This is a genomic window from Curvibacter cyanobacteriorum, assembly GCF_028649475.1.
Lineage (GTDB): Bacteria > Pseudomonadota > Gammaproteobacteria > Burkholderiales > Burkholderiaceae_C > Curvibacter > Curvibacter cyanobacteriorum.
Genome location: NZ_JAQSIP010000002.1, coordinates 66,388 through 81,502, shown reverse-complemented (window position 1 = coordinate 81,502; position 15,115 = coordinate 66,388). Strand labels below are relative to the sequence as shown.

Genomic DNA, 15,115 nt, shown 5'->3' with positions numbered 1-15,115 from the left:
TCGGCCCGGCGGCTGGCCCTGCTCAGGCCGCCTTGCTGGGGCCGCGCAGCCCCGTAGGCTGGCCCTGGGCTTCGGCCACCAGCCAGTCCTTGAACAGCTTGAGGGTGGGGGTCTCGGCCTTGTGCTCGGGGTAGGCCAGGTAGTAGGCCCGGTCGCTGGGGCAGGCGTGGTTGATCGGGATGATCAAGCGCCCCGAGGCAATGTCGCCGCCCAGGTCGTACTCGGGCACCAAGGCCACCCCCAGGCCCACCACCGCGGCCTCCAGCGACATGAAGAACAGCTCGTAGCTCGGCCCCGCCAGCTCGTTGCCGGGCATGTGGCCCAGGGATTCGAACCACTGGCGCCACGCATAGGGCCGCGTGCTCTGCTGCAACAGCGGCAGTTGCGCCATTTCTTCGGGCGTGAGGTGGGTTCTCGGGGCGATCAGGTCGGGGCTGCACACCGGGATCAGGGTTTCGGTCATCAAGCGGGTGGTGGTGGCGCCGGGCCAGTTGCCGTCACCGGCGTAGATGGCCGCATCGATGCGGGTGTCATCGAACAGGAAAGGGCGGGTTCGGCTGCTCAGGTTGATGGTGATGTCCGGGTGCCGCTTGGAGAACGCCGCCAGGCGCGGGATCAGCCAGCGTGTGCCAAAGGTGGGCACCACCGCCAACTCCAGCCGCCCGCCGCGCCCCTGGCGCGCCATCAGGTCGAGCGTGTCGCGCTCCACATCGTCCAGGCGCTGGGTGACCTGGCGGTGGTAGACCTCGCCCGCCTCCGTCAACAGCACGCCGCGCCGTGTGCGGCGAAACAGCTTGACGCCCAAAAAATCTTCAAGCCCGCCAATCTGGCGGCAGATGGCGCTTTGTGTCAGCGACAACTCGTGCGCCGCCTCGGTGAAGCTGGAGTGCCGAGCAGCGGCCTCAAAAGCGCTCAAGGCACTGGTACTGGGGATTTTTCTTCGCATGGCGCCATTCTGCTTCGGAGTGCAAAAAACGCAATGCATAGTGAAAAGATATCGTTTGAATGGCGAACATCCCCTCTATACAGTCCGGCAGTCTGAATTAACAAATGACTTGAATGCAGATCTAAGGGTTTTCCCCGGCCTGCAAGGCCGTCTCCGCCACCGAAGGGCATGACGGTCAAGACCCATCACTTCTTCGCTACGAAAGTCGAACATGAAACTTCTGTCGTTCCAATACCAGGGTGTGGCCTCCTGGGGCGCCATCGTCGGTGACCACGTCGCCGACCTCGGCCGCGCCTTTCCCCAGTACCCGACCCTGCAGTCGTACCTGGCGGCCGGCCGCCTGGCCAACCTGGCCCACGACACCGCCTGGGTGAAGGCCGATGTGCCGCTGGCCGAGATCGAGTACCTGCCCGTCATCACCCAGCCCGAGAAAATCATCTGCGCGATCCGCAACTACCACGACCACCACAAGGAAGTCGTGGCAGCCGGACTGGACCGCGAACTCTCTAGCCACCCGCCCATCTTCCTGCGCACCTGGCGCTCGCAAGTGGCCCATGGCCAGCCGATCCTGCGCCCGCACTGCTCGGACTCGCTGGACTGGGAGGGCGAGCTGGCGGTGGTGATCGGTCGCAGCGGCCGCAACATCCCCGAGGACCAGGCCCACAACCATGTGGCGGGCTACTCGATCTACAACGACGCCAGCATCCGCGAATGGCAGTTCCACGCCAAGGCGATTGCCGCGGGCAAGAACTTCGAGTCCACCGGCGCCTTCGGCCCCTGGATGGTCACCGCCGACGAGATCGACCCGGCGCGCCCACTCGAGCTGAGCACCCGCCTCAACGGCGAGCGCATGCAAAGCACCAACACCGGCAACATGATCTTCTCGGTGGCGCAGCAGATCGCCTACGCCTCCACCATCTTCACGCTGGTGCCCGGCGACGTGATCGTCACGGGCACGCCTGGTGGCGTGGGCTGGAGCCGCAAGCCGCCGCGCTTCATGGTGCCCGGCGATGTGGTCGAGGTGGAGATCGAAGGCATCGGCGTGTTGAGCAACCCCGTGGCCCAAGCCCGTCAATAAGAAGTCCGGTCCACCGGAGGAGACACCCATGATGATGACGCGCAGGCAGGCTGGATTCGCCCTCGGATCAGCCTGTCTCATGGGCCTGACAGACAGCCAGGCCCAAACCCCCAAGTACCCCGAACGCCCTCTGCGGGTGCTGCACGGCTTTGGCGCCGGCGGCAACGCCGACACCGTGGCCCGCATCCTGGCCGCAGAAATGGGCAAGGGCTTGGGCCAGGCGGTGATCGTGGAGCCCAAACCCGGCGCTGGTGGCACGATCGCCTCCGGCACCGTGGCCAGCGCCAAACCCGACGGCTACACCCTGCTGCTGGCCACCGGGGGCCACGCCATCGCGGGCGCCCTGTACGACCGCCTGCCTTACGACACGGTCAAATCGTTCCAGGCCGTGTCGGCGGTGACCAGCTTCCCCTTCCTGATCGTGGCCCAGGCGGGCAGCAAGTTCAACCACCTGCAGGACCTGCTGAAAGCCGCCAAGTCCCGCAGCCAGGAACTCACCTTCGGCTCGGCCGGGGTCGGCACCGGGCAGCACATGGCCGGCGCCTGGCTGGCCCAGCAGGCGGGCATCAACCTGACCCATGTGCCCTACCGCGGCGAGAGCGCGTCCATGACCGGCCTCCTCAGCGGGGAGGTGGACCTGGTCGTGGTGGCGCCCACCACCGCCGTGCAGCACATCAAGGCCGGCAAATTGCAGGCCCTGGCCACCACCGGGCTGAACCGCTGGAGCGGCATGCCCGAGGTGCGCACCGTGGCCGAGCAAGGGGTGGCCCAGTTCGAGGTGCGCTCGTGGACGGCCCTGCTGGCCCCGGCCGGCCTGCCCAAACCGCAGCTCGACCGGCTGCAGGCCGAAGTCCGCCGCGCGCTGGCCGAGGACAGCGTCCGCACCCGCCTTGAAGAAGCCACCGGGGGCGAGGTCAAGGCCAGCACACCGGCCGACCTGCAAGCCACGATTCAAAGCGACCTCAAGCGTTGGACCCAACTGGTCAAAGACGCCAACATTCAAAAGGAATAACGATGAAAGTCCTGCGCCCGACGCCCGCCCACTTTGGCATCTACGCCTTCGACCTCGACAAGATGGTCGATTTCTACACCCGGGTGTTCCGCCTCACGATCACCGACGAAGGCATTGGCAAGAACTTTGGCAACCGGCTGGTGTTCATGAGCGCCACCGAAGACCAGCACCACCAGTTCGTGCTGTCGGCTGGCCGTTCGGCCGAATCACCGGTCAGCACCATCATGCAGGCCTCGTTCATCGTGCCCGACCTGGCCGAGTTGCGCTGGAACCGCGAACAGGCCGAGGCCCTGGGGGCGACCCAGATCCAACCCATGAACCACGGCAACGCCTGGTCGGTGTACTACTTTGACCCCGAGGGCAACCGCGTCGAGGTCTACATGGACACGCCCTACTACGTGAACCAGCCTTACGGCGTGCCGCTGGACCTGAGCAAGAGCGAAGACGAACTGCTGCGCGAAACCGAGGCCCTGGTGCGCGACGACCCCAGCTTCATGCCGCTGGCCGAGTGGCAGGCCCGCTTCCGGGCCCAGGGCGCAGGGAGCCGTGGATGAAGCGCAATTTCATTGGCGGGCAATGGGTGGACGGCGCCAGATCGGTGCCCAACATCAACCCCTCGGACCTCAGCGATGTGATCGACCTGTACGCGCAGGCCGACGTGGCCCAGGCCCGCGATGCCGTCGCTGCGGCCAGCGCCGCCGCCCCCGAGTGGGCGGCCACCACGCCCCAGCAGCGCTTTGACGTGCTGGACCGGGTGGGCACCGAACTGCTGGCGCGCAGCCAGGAACTGGGCGACCTGCTGGCCCGCGAAGAAGGCAAGACCCTGCCCGAGGCCATTGGCGAGGTCACCCGCGCCGGCCAGATCTTCAAGTACTTTGCAGGCGAAGCGCTGCGCCTGAACGGCGACCTGCTGCCCTCGGTGCGGCCCGGCATCAGCGTGGAGATCACCCGCGAGCCGCTGGGCGTGGTGACCCTGATCACCCCCTGGAACTTTCCGATCGCCATCCCGGCCTGGAAGATCGCCCCGGCCCTGGCCTACGGCAACTGCGTGGTCTTCAAGCCCGCTGAATTGGTGCCCGGCTCGGCCTGGGCGCTGGCCGAGATCCTGTCGCGCAGCGGCCTGCCGGCCGGGGCCTTCAACCTGGTGATGGGCTCAGGCGCCGAACTGGGTGGGGCCCTGATCGAGGACCCGCGGGTGCAAGGCGTCAGCTTCACCGGCTCGCAGTCAACCGGTCGGCGCATCGCGCAGACCTGCACCGCCCACGGCGTCAAGTTCCAGCTGGAGATGGGGGGCAAGAACCCCTTGATCGTGCTCGACGACGCCGACCTCGCGGTGGCCGTGAACTGCGCGGTGCAAGGGGCCTTTTTCTCGACCGGCCAACGCTGCACGGCCACCAGCCGCCTCATCGTGACCGACGGCATCCACGACCGCTTCGTGGCCGCCCTGATCGAGCGCATGGGCCAATTGCGCATCGGTGATGCGCGTGCCCCAGGCATCGACCTGGGCCCCGTGGTGGACGAGCGCCAGCTGGCCATCGACCTGGGCTACATTACCTCGGCGCAAAGCGAAGGGGCCACGCGGGCTTTTGGTGGCCAGCACCGCGAACGCGACGAACGCGGGCTGGCGGGCTTCTTCCTGACGCCAGCCCTGTTCACCGACACCCACCCCGACATGCGCATCAACTGCGAAGAGGTGTTTGGCCCGGTCGCCACCGTGCAACGGGCGCGCCACTATGAAGAGGCGCTGGCCCTGGCCAACAACACCCCCTTCGGCCTGTCGAGCGGCCTGTGCACCACCAGCCTGCGCCACGCGACCCACTTCAAACGCCACGCCCAGGCTGGCATGGTGATGGTCAACACCCCCACGGCCGGGGCCGACTACCACGTCCCCTTCGGCGGCCGCAAGGCCTCCAGCATGGGCGCACGCGAGCAAGGCCGTTACGCCAGCGAGTTCTACACCACGGTGAAGACCGCCTACACCGCCGCCTGAGGTGCCGCCATGACCCCTTCCTCGACCCCCGCCATGATCTCTGCCCAACAGCAACTGTTCCTCAGTGCCCGCACGCATTCGCGCTTTCTGGACCGCGCCATCCCCGATGAGCTGCTGCACGCCCTCTACGAACTGGCCAAATGGGGCCCCACCTCCATGAACACACAACCGGCGCGCTACGTGTTCGTGCGCAGCGCCGAAGCCAAGGCCCGCCTGCGCGCCTGCGTGGCCCCGGGCAATGTGGACAAGGTGGACGCGGCGCCCGTGACCGTGATCGTGGCGCAGGACACGCAGTTCTTTGAGCACCTGCCGACCCAGTTCCCCCACGCCCCCCAGGCAGCCGACGGCTTTGCCAAAGACGCGGCACTGGCCCAGGGCACCGCGGCGCGCAACAGCAGCCTGCAAGGCGGCTACCTGATCATGGCCGCCCGCCTGCTGGGCCTGGACTGCGGCCCCATGAGCGGCTTCAACGCCCAGGCGCTGGACGCGGCGTTCTTCCCTGACGGACGCTACCGCAGCAACTTCCTCATCAACCTCGGTTGCGGCGACCCGGCCGCACTTCGCCCACGTGGCCCGCGCCTGCCTTTCGAGGCCGTGGCCCGCATCCTGTAAGGGGTCTTTCATGCCATTCATTGAAGTCAAGATCATCGAGGGCGTGCTGCCCGACGAGAAGATGCCTGAACTGATCGCGGCCCTGACGAACGCGGTGGTCCAGGTCGGCGGCGAAGGCTTTCGCCCCATGACCCGCTGCGTGGTGCAGGAAGTGCGCAGCGGCTGGTGGGGCGCGGGCGGCAAACCGCTGACCACCGACATCGCCCTCAGCGGCCTGCAGGCCAGCGCGGCGCAAACCGCCCGCGGCCCGTCCTGAGGCCCCCTCACCCTGGCGGGTCGCCCGCCCGGCCCGGCAGGCTTTGACCGGCCCCGGCCGCCCCGCGTGAGCGTCACGCGTCAGCCCCCGCAGCGGACGCCGGCGCCCGCCCCCCCTGCCACCGCCATGCGCGGTGGTGAGCGCGCGATCGCCGCCCAGGCCGTGATCGCGCCTCGTTCACGGCCTGGCCCCCCGCCACGCCCTGCGCCACCCCGTTCCCCCCAACACCACCAGCCGCGCGACAGGCTGGGGATCCGTCACGCCCTCAACACCTCCAAGGAGACACCACATGCCCGCCCACCACACCCCCACCCGCCGCCTGCCGAGCCCCGTCCAGGCGGGTGCCGCCCTCGCCCTGGCCGGCTTGGCGGCCAGCCTGCCCGGCCAGGCCCTGGCCCAGACCAACACCGGCTCGAACGTGCAGATCTATGGCTTGCTCGATGCCGCCGTGGGCCGCATGCACAGCACCTCGGGCGTCAATGCCCAGGAGCGGCCGGCCCAAAAGCAGTTCAGTGGCGGTCTGTCCACCAGCCGCTGGGGCATTCAGGGCCGCGAGGACCTGGGCGATGGCCGCCAGGCGCAGTTCGACCTGTCCTCGTTCATCCGCAATGAGTCCGGTGCCGCGGGCCGCAGCGATGCCTTGCCGGCCCCGGTCAACGTGGCGGCCGACCCCTACTTCTCGCGGGCCGCCTGGCTGGGCCTCAGCGATGCCAAGCTGGGCCGGCTGCGGCTGGGCAACATCACGACCTTGATGTTCGTGAACTCGATCAGCAGCAACGCGCTGGGCGACAGCACCACCTTCTCGCCCATCAACCTGCTCACCTTCGTGGGCTCGCCGTTGTCCGGGGGCACCGCGTGGGCCAGCTCGGTGGTCTACGACAGCCCGGTGGTCAACGGGCTGTCGGGTTCGCTGGCCTATGCCGCCTCGCAAAACCAGGGGGGCCCCAACACGGCGGCGCGGGTGGCCTATGAGCAAGGGGCTTTCAGCACCGCCGTGGCCCTGCAGACCGTCAACCGCAACCCCCAGACCTTTGCCGATGGCACCTCGTCCAACAACACCCGGGCCTGGCAGTGGGCCGCCAGCTACGACTTCAAGCCCTTGAAGGTGTTTGGCCACCTGGGACAGATCGACAACCGGGGCACGGCCAACGCGCCACTGTCGGTGCAGTACCGCGTGTGGGACCTGAGCGCCATCCTGACCGCCGGGTCGGGCCGCTGGATTGCGGCCTACGGCTCACGCCGAACCGGTGACACCCCGGTGGCCGTGGCGGTCACGGCCGCCGGGGGCAATGTGTCGCGCCAGGTGCTGACCCTGGGCTATGACCACCACCTGTCGCCGCGCACCGAGGTCTACACCTTGCTGGCGCGCGACCAGACCCGCACCCGCCAGGTGCCGACCGCCCCGACCGTGGTCTCGGCCAGCGGCACCAACTTCGCCATCGGCATCCGCCACCGTTTCTGAGTCCCCTGCCGGTTTGAGCCGCCCCGAGGGGCGGCTCTTTTTTGGGCCACCGCCCGCTCGTCCCGCCGCCGCCCGGACCACCTGGCCCCGCCCCTTTTTGCTTTGTGAAGTCACCCCCATGCAGTCCCTCCGATTCAAGCGCCGCCAACTGCTGTTGAGCAGCAGCGCCAGCGTCCTCGCCACCCTGCCCGGCCTCAGCTCCGCGCAAGACCGCCCCTTGCGGCGGCTGCTGGTGGGCTTTCCCCCCGGGGGCACGGCCGACAGCCTGGGCCGCGCCCTGGCCGCCCAAGCGCCGGAGTCCCGAGGGGTCTACGTCGTCGACAACAAGTCGGGCGCTGCCGGACAGCTGGCGGTCCAGGCCACACTGCAGGCCCCGGCAGACGGCAACACCCTGCTGCTGACCCCGTCCTCGGTGCTGACACTGGCCCCGCTGCTCTACAAAACGCCCCTGTTCAACCCACTGCGCGACCTGCAGCCCCTGGCTGGCCTGGGCGACCACGCGTTTGCGCTGGCGGTGGGGGGCCGCTCAGGCATCAACACCCTGGCCGAGTTCATCCAGCGGGTCAAGAGCCAGCCCACCTCGGCCACTTACGCCACGCCGGGCCTGGGCAGCGCGCCGCATTTTCTGGGCGTGCAGATGGGACGCGAACTGAACACCCCCCTGACCCATGTGCCCTACCGGGGCGTGGCGCCGGGCTTGCAGGACCTGATGGCCGGGCAGGTGATGTGCACCTTCAACCCGCTGCCCACCCTGCTGGACTTGCACCACAGCGGCCGCATCCGCATCCTGGCGGTCACCAGCCCGACACGCCTGGCCTCGCTGCCCGAGGTGCCCACCTTCGCCCAGGCGGGCTGGCCCAGCCTGCAACTGGTGGAGTGGTATGGCCTGTTTGCATCGGCCAAAACGCCGGCGGCCACGCTGGCCACCCTGAGCGCCGAGCTGCAGGGCAGCCTCAAGACCCCAGGCATGCAGGACGCCGCCAAACGGCTGGAGATCAACCTGCGCCACGAGGACGCAGCCGCACTCGGCAAGCTCGTGGTGCAGGACCTGGAACGATGGAAGGGCCTGGTGGCCCAGTCGGGTGTGCAACTGGACTGAGCCGCCCCAGGCCGGGGCACTGCCCCGGCCCTGGCCCTGTCAGTCCTCACCGGTCACCCCGCCGACTGGCGCTGCGGGGCCGGCGCGAAGAAGGCAGGAAGAAGGCAGGAAGTAGAAAGGGAGAGAAGGAGAGCGAGGGAGCGAGGGAGGATGCGCGAAGACGCAGCACCCACAGAGCGGAGGCCCCCCCGGGGGCCTCCGCGGGGGTGAGGGGCCTTCCGCCCCCCCCCCCCCGGCAGGACTTGCAGGCGAAGCTGTCGGCCTGCTCCGGGTGACCGCCTTGGTAGCGGGCCACCAGCGGGTAGGGGCACAGCGGTCGGGTGCGCGTCGGTGACCAATTGCTCGGCAGGTCGGTGTTGACACCACCGGCATTGCCCGCGCCCCGCGCGCTGGCCACCAGGCGCTGCGGCGCGGTGCCGGCCTCAACCCAGTCGATCAGCGCACTCAGCGAGTCGTACTGGTCGGTGGCGGGTCCGCCGCGCGAATGGCCCATGCCGGGCACCACAAAGACGCGGGCGAAGCGGTCCGCCTGGCCCCCGTAGTTGAGGTTGACCGAGCGGTACCAGGACAGCGTGTCGTCGAGCGAAAAGATCGGGTCGGCGCCACCATGGATGACCATCATCTTGGCGCCGCGATCGCGCAGGGCGTCCAAGCGGAACGGGTTGGGCGGGGTCATGAACGACAAGGCGCTCTCGGTGTAGACGCCGCTGGTGGCGAAGATCTTCGGGGCCTCGGTGTCGAGGTTGAACTTCAGGGCAAACGCCGCCGTCTTGCTGGTGTCCGTGGCCATGCTCAGGTCGGTGCTGGGCGGCGAAGAGAAGATGTAGCCCACCGACACGGGGTTGCGCGCCGTGCGCAGCGAGTTGCGGAACTTCCAGTCGGCCCAGCCACTGTGGGACAGGCCCGGGTCAAACGGGAAGCCGGTGTAGATCACCTCGCCCGCGCTGGTGCGCACCGGTTCGTAGACCTTGGCCAGCACCGCTTTCTGGGGGCTGGTCAGGCAACTGCCGTCGCGGCCTGCGCTGCAGGTGGGCACGTCACGGATCGGGTCAAAAGCCCGCTGGCAAGCCTCCAGGTCTTGCACCAGGCCGTCGGCCAGGCCGTCCAGCGCGTCGCAGCGCGCCAGGATGGCATTGGCCACCACCTGCCGCTCGCTGGCCGGCAAGGCCGACTCGTAGTCGGGCTGGTTGTTCACCACCCGGGTCGTGACCACGGTGTCCCACAGCTTCACGTTGGACAGGTTGGCCACCGCGGCGCGTGGCAGGTTGAGGCCCGGCGAATGGGCCAGCACCCCGTCGTACCAGCTGGGGTAGCGCGAGGCGGCCACCATCGCGTGGCGCCCGCCGTTGGAAGTGCCCGCGATGTAGGACCGGTCGGGTTCCTTGCCGTAGGCAGCCTTGATCAAGGCCTTGGCCATGGGCGTCAAAGCCCCGACGGCCTGGTAGCCGTAGTCCAGCCGCGCCTGGGGGTCCAGGCCAAACAAGGGGTTCTGGGCGGCGCTGTGGCCAGCGTCCGAGCTGATCACCGCGAGGCCCATCTGCAGCGCATTGCGCAGCATGCCGCCGCTGCCAATCGAGGCCCCATCCGCCAACACCACCACACCGTCGGTGCCGCCATTGCCCTGGTAGAGAAAGCGGCCCGCCCAGTTCCTGGGCAGGCGCATCTCAAAACCGATGGCGTAGCTCTGCCCATCCACCGGGCTGACGCGCTCATTCATCTTGCCGGTGACCCGGCAATGCTCGCCCACGGCCTGCCCTGCGTTGGTCAGGCCCCCGGCGGGAACCAGTTCGGTGCTCAAGATGCGGGTCTTGGCGAAGCTGAAACGCGAAGCCAAATCGAGGCAGTTGGCCAAGGGGGCGGGTTGCGCCGCGCTAAGGCGGGGCAGTGTGGGCTCGGTGGCAGCGTCGCCGCCGCCGCAAGCCATCAACAGGCAGGCCGAAGCGGCCCCCAGCCCGAGGGTGAAATATCGCATGGTGTTGTGTCTCCGTGGCCGCGGGGTGCGGCCTGTGGGGTGAGGTCCGAAACCGATGTCCAGGCGTGTCCGGGGCCACACAACGGCGTGGCACCCGCGGGGGCATCCTGGCTCGGATTGCAAATGAGGAACTATTCAATTCACTCAACGGCACTCTATCCAGCGAGGCAGGCGCAAACAAACGTTATTTCTTCAGCCTCTTGTGCGGCAAACGCACTTTTAAATGCAGAACCAGCGATCGATCGATGGCCCCATCCGAACGCAATTGGCGCCCGTGAAGGCCGGTTAGCCATCGCTGTCACAAAACAATTCAATATTTCTTGTATAGTTGATTCATGCAAGAAACCGATGTCGTCCGTTCCCTCGCCGCACTGGCCCAGGAAGTGCGCCTGCGCGTGTTCCGCGCGCTGGTGGTGGCGGGGCCCGAGGGGCTGACGCCCAGCGTGCTCAGCGAGCAACTGGCCGTGGCACCCAACACCTTGTCGTTCCACCTCAAGGAGCTGGTGCACGCGGGCCTGATCAGCCAGGAGCGCCAGGGCCGCAACCTGATTTACCGCGCCAGCTTCGACACCATGAACGCCCTCTTGACCTACCTGACCGACAACTGCTGCCAGGGCGCCAGTTGCCTGACGCCGTCGGCCACCGCCCCGGCCTGCGCCTGCTGAGCAGGCCCCGCCCCCAGACCATCCCTGTCCCCAAGGAGCCCGCCCATGAAACGCTTTCACGTCCACCTGCACGTCGATGACCTGGCCCAGAGCATCGGCTTCTACAGCCAGCTGTTTGCCGCCCCACCCAACCGCGTCGAAACCGATTACGCCAAGTGGATGCTGGACGACCCGCGCGTCAACTTCGCCATCTCCACACGCGGCAGCCGCCCGGGCATCGACCACCTGGGCTTCCAGGTCGACGAGGCCGAAGAACTGGCCGAACTCAAGGCCCGCGCCAGCGCCGCCGACCTGGCCCTGATCGACGAGGGCGCCACGACCTGCTGCTACGCGCGCAGCGACAAGCACTGGGTCACCGACCCGCAGGGCATCGCCTGGGAGCACTTCCACACCCTGGGCAACATCCCCGTGTTCAACGAGCAGCCCGCGCCCACGGACCCCGCCAGCCCCAGCGCTTGCTGTGCCCCCGCCACCCCCGCGGCCTCGGCCGCACCGCGCGCCGCCGCCAGCGCTTGCTGCGGCCCGGCTTCAGCCCAAGCCCCGGCGACCGCCAGCACCTCGGCCTGCTGTGCTCCCCAAGCCCCTGCGGTCGCCACGCCAACGGCTGCCGCTGCCGCCGGCTGTGGCCCGGCGGCTGGCCGCACCGCCTCGTGCTGCTGAGCCAACAGGCCGGCGGGCCGACACCCGCCTGACATACCCCGCCGCCACACTCTTTCGTTTGTTCTTATCGACCCCGTCCTGACCATGAGCTCCAACGCCACCCAGCCCCTCAACGTTCTGTTCTTGTGCACCCACAACTCGGCGCGCAGCATCCTCGCCGAAGCCTTGCTCAACGCCCTCGGCGGTGACCGCTTCAAGGCCTATTCCGCCGGCAGCAGCCCGCGCGACCACCAGCAGCCCAACCCGCTGGGCCTGCAGGTGCTGCAAAAAGCCGGTGTGCCCACCGACGGACTGCGCAGCAAAAGCTGGGACGAATTCGCCAGCCCCGACGCCCCGCAGATGGACCTGATCATCACCGTCTGCGACAACGCCGCCGGCGAGGTCTGCCCGATCTGGCCCGGCCACCCGGCCACCGCCCACTGGGGCTACGCCGACCCGTCCGAAGGCGACGCCTCGGACGAGCACAAGCTCGAGGCCTTCCGCCAGACCCTGCTGCAAATCAAGCGCCGCCTGGAACTGCTGATCAACCTGCCCGCCGACAAGCTGGCCCAGGCCATGCTGCAGACCACGGCACGCGACCTGGCCAAGGCCTGAGATGAGCGCAACCGCTGCAAGCGCCGCCGTGGCGGCCCCCGCGCCCATGAGCGTGTTCGAGCGCTACCTCAGCGTCTGGGTGTTCCTGTGCATCGTGGTCGGCATCGCGCTGGGCCAGTTCTTCCCCGGCGTGTTCCAGGCCATCGGCCGCCTGGAGGTGGCCCAGGTCAACCTGCCAGTGGGCTTGCTGATCTGGGTGATGATCATCCCGATGCTGATCAAGGTCGACTTCTCGGCTTTGGGCGAGGTGCGCCAGCACCTCAGGGGCATCGGCGTGACCCTGTTCGTCAACTGGCTGGTGAAGCCGTTCTCGATGGCCTTCCTGGGTTGGCTGTTCATCCGCCAGTGGTTTGCGCCGCTGCTGCCGGCCGATCAACTCGACAGCTACATCGCGGGCCTGATCCTGCTGGCCGCCGCGCCCTGCACCGCCATGGTGTTTGTGTGGAGCCGCCTGACCGGGGGCGACCCGCTGTTCACCCTGTCGCAGGTGGCGCTGAACGACAGCATCATGGTGGTGGCGTTCGCGCCGCTGGTGGCCTTCCTGCTGGGCCTGTCGGCCATCACCGTGCCCTGGGCCACGCTGCTGACGTCGGTGGGGCTGTACATCGTGATCCCCGTCATCCTGGCGCAATGGCTGCGCCGTCGCCTGCTGGCGCGCGGCCCGGCGGCTTTTGACGCAGCCATGGCGCGCATTGGCCCGTGGTCGATTGCCGCCTTGCTGGCCACCCTGGTGCTGCTGTTCGCCTTCCAGGGCGAAGCCATCCTGAAGCAGCCACTGGTGATTGCCCTGTTGGCCGTGCCGATCCTGATCCAGGTGTTTTTCAACTCGGCGCTGGCCTACTGGCTCAACCGCGCCGTGGGCGAAAAGCACAGCGTGGCCTGCCCCTCGGCGCTGATTGGCGCGTCCAACTTCTTCGAGCTGGCCGTGGCCGCCGCCATCAGCCTGTTCGGCTTTGAGTCGGGCGCGGCGCTGGCCACCGTGGTGGGCGTGCTGATCGAGGTGCCGGTGATGCTGCTGGTGGTGCACCTGGTCAACCGCAGCAAGGGTTGGTATGAGGGCACGGGCACCGGCACCCAGGCCTGAGTGCTGGCGCTGATCCGGCCTGGCCCCACGCGGCACCTGCGCTGGGTCGGCCGCCAGCGAACGGCGCCTCAGCGCTCGGCGATGTAGTGCGACATGCGCACCGCCTCGCCGGGCTGCAGGAACTGGCGCACCTCGGTCTCCAGCGCCTGGTCGGCCACGGTCGAGCGCGCGCGCTGGTGCAGGTAGTCGGCCCAGGAGCTGACGATGAAGCGCTCCACATAGCGCGACGGCTCCCCCAGGTCCTTGTAGACCCGCCAGAAGGTGGCACCGTCCCGGCGGCGGTGCGCGCGCAACTGGGCGATCGCGTCCAGGAAAGCCTGGTCCTGCCCGGCCAGGATGCGGTAGCCCAACTCCACCGCCACCGGACCGGCCTCGGGGTTGGGCTCGGCGGCCACGAACAGGTCTTCCCAAGGCTGGGCCTGGGTCACCTCGTGCTGTTCGCCAACCCGCAGGGGCATGGGCCGCGCCAGCAGCAGCCCGGCGGCCATCAGCACGGCGGCCGCGCTCAGCGCCACGCTGAGGCTGGTCACATCCGACACCGCGCCCCAAAAGGCCGAGCCCAGGGCAAACGCCCCCAGGGACGCCACGATGTGCAGCGCCACCGCGCGCGAACGCACCCACGGCGGTGCGCTGGCCTGGGTGGCCGAGTTGAAGGTGGACATGGCCGCCATCCAGGCCGCGCCACCGCACATCATGGCGACGTAGATCAACCACGGCGTCTGCACCCAGGCAGCCAGCAACATGACCACGGCAAACACCACGCAGGCCGCGGCCACGATGGCGTCCAGCCCAAAGCGCGCCCGCAGCGACCCCACCACCAGACCGACCAGCACCGCCCCGCTGCCCATGCAGCCCATCAGCAAACCAAAACCCTCGGCCCCGGCGTTGAGCTGGCGCTGCGCAATCACCGGCAGCAGCGCCCACAGGGCCGAACCCGCGGCGCTGTAGGCCATCACGCGCACCAACTGCGCCAGCACCATGCGCGAGTGCCAGGCGAAGCGCAGGCCGCTGAGGGTGCCGCCCCACAAGCGCTCGGGTGGCAGGCGTGACGGTGGGTGCGGGCGCGGCGGCCAGCGGCGAATCGACTCCCACATCACCACCGTGGTGACGACGGTGAAGGCAAACACCCAGCCCGCGCCCAGGCGCGCAAACACCAGACCCGCCAGCGTGGGGCCGATGGCGCGCGCCGCGTTGTAGGCGATGCTGATCACGGTGATGGCCTGGGCCCATTCCTCGCGCGGCACCGGGTCGATGACCGATGAGTTCCAGGCCGGCGTCAGCACCGCGGTGCAACAGCCGCAGACAAACACCAGGAACAGCACCGAGGCCGGCCCGCCCCAGCCCAGCAGCACCAGGGCGGCCAGGAGGAAGGACGCCCCCACCAGCGCGATCAGCGCGCCCGAGATCAGGCGCTGCCGGTCGGTGGTGTCGGCCAGCACGCCCGCCGGCAAGGCCAGCAGGAACATGGGCAAAAACACCGCGGTCTGCACCAACGCAGCGAGGAAGGACGAGCCCGTCAGCTCCACCATCAGCCAGGCGGCGGCCATGGACTGCATGCCGCTGCCAATGAAGAACACCGCGCCGCTGAGCCACAGCCCTCGGAACGCAGGTTGACGCAAGGGGCTCCAGATAGACGGTGTGACAGGCATGGCCAAGCCATTATTCACGAGCTGCTCAATCTGTGC

General features: G+C 68.5%; 14 protein-coding genes and 1 pseudogene. 12 read left to right on the top strand and 3 right to left on the bottom strand.

What is annotated here, in order from left to right:
- Window positions 1-22 precede the first annotated feature (22 nt).
- Complete coding sequence (gene gcvA, locus PSQ40_RS03735; protein ID WP_273948930.1) at window positions 23-946, bottom strand: transcriptional regulator GcvA; 924 nt, start codon at window positions 944-946, stop codon at window positions 23-25.
- A 211-nt stretch (window positions 947-1,157) separates the two neighbouring features.
- Here gcvA and PSQ40_RS03730 point away from each other — a divergent pair, with 211 nt between their 5' ends.
- From PSQ40_RS03730 to PSQ40_RS03695, 8 genes are all read left to right on the top strand, one after another.
- The gene (locus PSQ40_RS03730; RefSeq protein ID WP_273948929.1) at window positions 1,158-2,024 is read left to right on the top strand and encodes a fumarylacetoacetate hydrolase family protein; all 867 of its coding nucleotides are present in this window, start codon (window positions 1,158-1,160) and stop codon (window positions 2,022-2,024) included.
- A gap of 79 nt (window positions 2,025-2,103) precedes the next feature.
- A complete protein-coding gene (locus PSQ40_RS03725) occupies window positions 2,104-3,036 on the top strand; it encodes a tripartite tricarboxylate transporter substrate binding protein (RefSeq protein WP_273948928.1) in 933 nt (310 codons plus the stop codon).
- A gap of 2 nt (window positions 3,037-3,038) precedes the next feature.
- Window positions 3,039-3,590 carry a VOC family protein gene (locus PSQ40_RS03720; protein ID WP_273948927.1) on the top strand — a complete coding sequence of 184 codons (552 nt, stop codon included), beginning with the start codon at window positions 3,039-3,041 and terminating at the stop codon, window positions 3,588-3,590.
- Complete coding sequence (locus PSQ40_RS03715; protein ID WP_273948926.1) at window positions 3,587-5,026, top strand: aldehyde dehydrogenase family protein; 1,440 nt, start codon at window positions 3,587-3,589, stop codon at window positions 5,024-5,026. The genes PSQ40_RS03720 and PSQ40_RS03715 overlap by 4 nt, the downstream gene beginning before the upstream one ends.
- 9 nt (window positions 5,027-5,035) lie before the next feature.
- Window positions 5,036-5,638 carry a malonic semialdehyde reductase gene (locus PSQ40_RS03710; RefSeq protein WP_273948924.1) on the top strand — a complete coding sequence of 201 codons (603 nt, stop codon included), beginning with the start codon at window positions 5,036-5,038 and terminating at the stop codon, window positions 5,636-5,638.
- 10 nt (window positions 5,639-5,648) lie between these two features.
- Window positions 5,649-5,894: a tautomerase family protein gene (locus PSQ40_RS03705; protein ID WP_273948923.1), complete on the top strand. Its 246-nt coding sequence runs from the start codon at window positions 5,649-5,651 to the stop codon at window positions 5,892-5,894.
- 289 nt (window positions 5,895-6,183) lie between these two features.
- Window positions 6,184-7,356: a porin gene (locus PSQ40_RS03700; protein ID WP_273948921.1), complete on the top strand. Its 1,173-nt coding sequence runs from the start codon at window positions 6,184-6,186 to the stop codon at window positions 7,354-7,356.
- A gap of 118 nt (window positions 7,357-7,474) precedes the next feature.
- A complete protein-coding gene (locus PSQ40_RS03695) occupies window positions 7,475-8,455 on the top strand; it encodes a Bug family tripartite tricarboxylate transporter substrate binding protein (protein WP_273948919.1) in 981 nt (326 codons plus the stop codon).
- A gap of 46 nt (window positions 8,456-8,501) precedes the next feature.
- On the opposite strand, the gene PSQ40_RS03690 is transcribed toward PSQ40_RS03695, so the two are convergent.
- Entirely contained in the window at window positions 8,502-10,427 is a 1,926-nt protein-coding gene (locus PSQ40_RS03690; protein WP_273948918.1) for a tannase/feruloyl esterase family alpha/beta hydrolase, read from the bottom strand.
- A 335-nt stretch (window positions 10,428-10,762) separates the two neighbouring features.
- Between PSQ40_RS03690 and PSQ40_RS03685 the strand changes: the two genes are divergently transcribed.
- From PSQ40_RS03685 to arsB, 4 genes and pseudogenes are all read left to right on the top strand, one after another.
- A complete protein-coding gene (locus PSQ40_RS03685; RefSeq protein WP_273948917.1) occupies window positions 10,763-11,092 on the top strand; it encodes an ArsR/SmtB family transcription factor in 330 nt (109 codons plus the stop codon).
- Window positions 11,093-11,137: 45 nt separating this feature from the next.
- Window positions 11,138-11,611, top strand: a pseudogene (locus PSQ40_RS03680) (ArsI/CadI family heavy metal resistance metalloenzyme); the annotation flags it as partial.
- A 225-nt stretch (window positions 11,612-11,836) separates the two neighbouring features.
- Window positions 11,837-12,346 carry an arsenate reductase ArsC gene (locus PSQ40_RS03675; RefSeq protein WP_273948916.1) on the top strand — a complete coding sequence of 170 codons (510 nt, stop codon included), beginning with the start codon at window positions 11,837-11,839 and terminating at the stop codon, window positions 12,344-12,346.
- Between the two features lies 1 nt (window position 12,347).
- The gene (arsB, locus tag PSQ40_RS03670; RefSeq protein WP_273948915.1) at window positions 12,348-13,430 is read left to right on the top strand and encodes an ACR3 family arsenite efflux transporter; all 1,083 of its coding nucleotides are present in this window, start codon (window positions 12,348-12,350) and stop codon (window positions 13,428-13,430) included.
- A 68-nt stretch (window positions 13,431-13,498) separates the two neighbouring features.
- Here the strand turns inward: arsB and PSQ40_RS03665 are convergent, their stop codons facing one another.
- Window positions 13,499-15,079, bottom strand: coding sequence for an MFS transporter (locus PSQ40_RS03665; RefSeq protein WP_273948913.1), 1,581 nt, complete (start codon window positions 15,077-15,079; stop codon window positions 13,499-13,501).
- Between the last annotated feature and the right edge of the window lie 36 nt (window positions 15,080-15,115).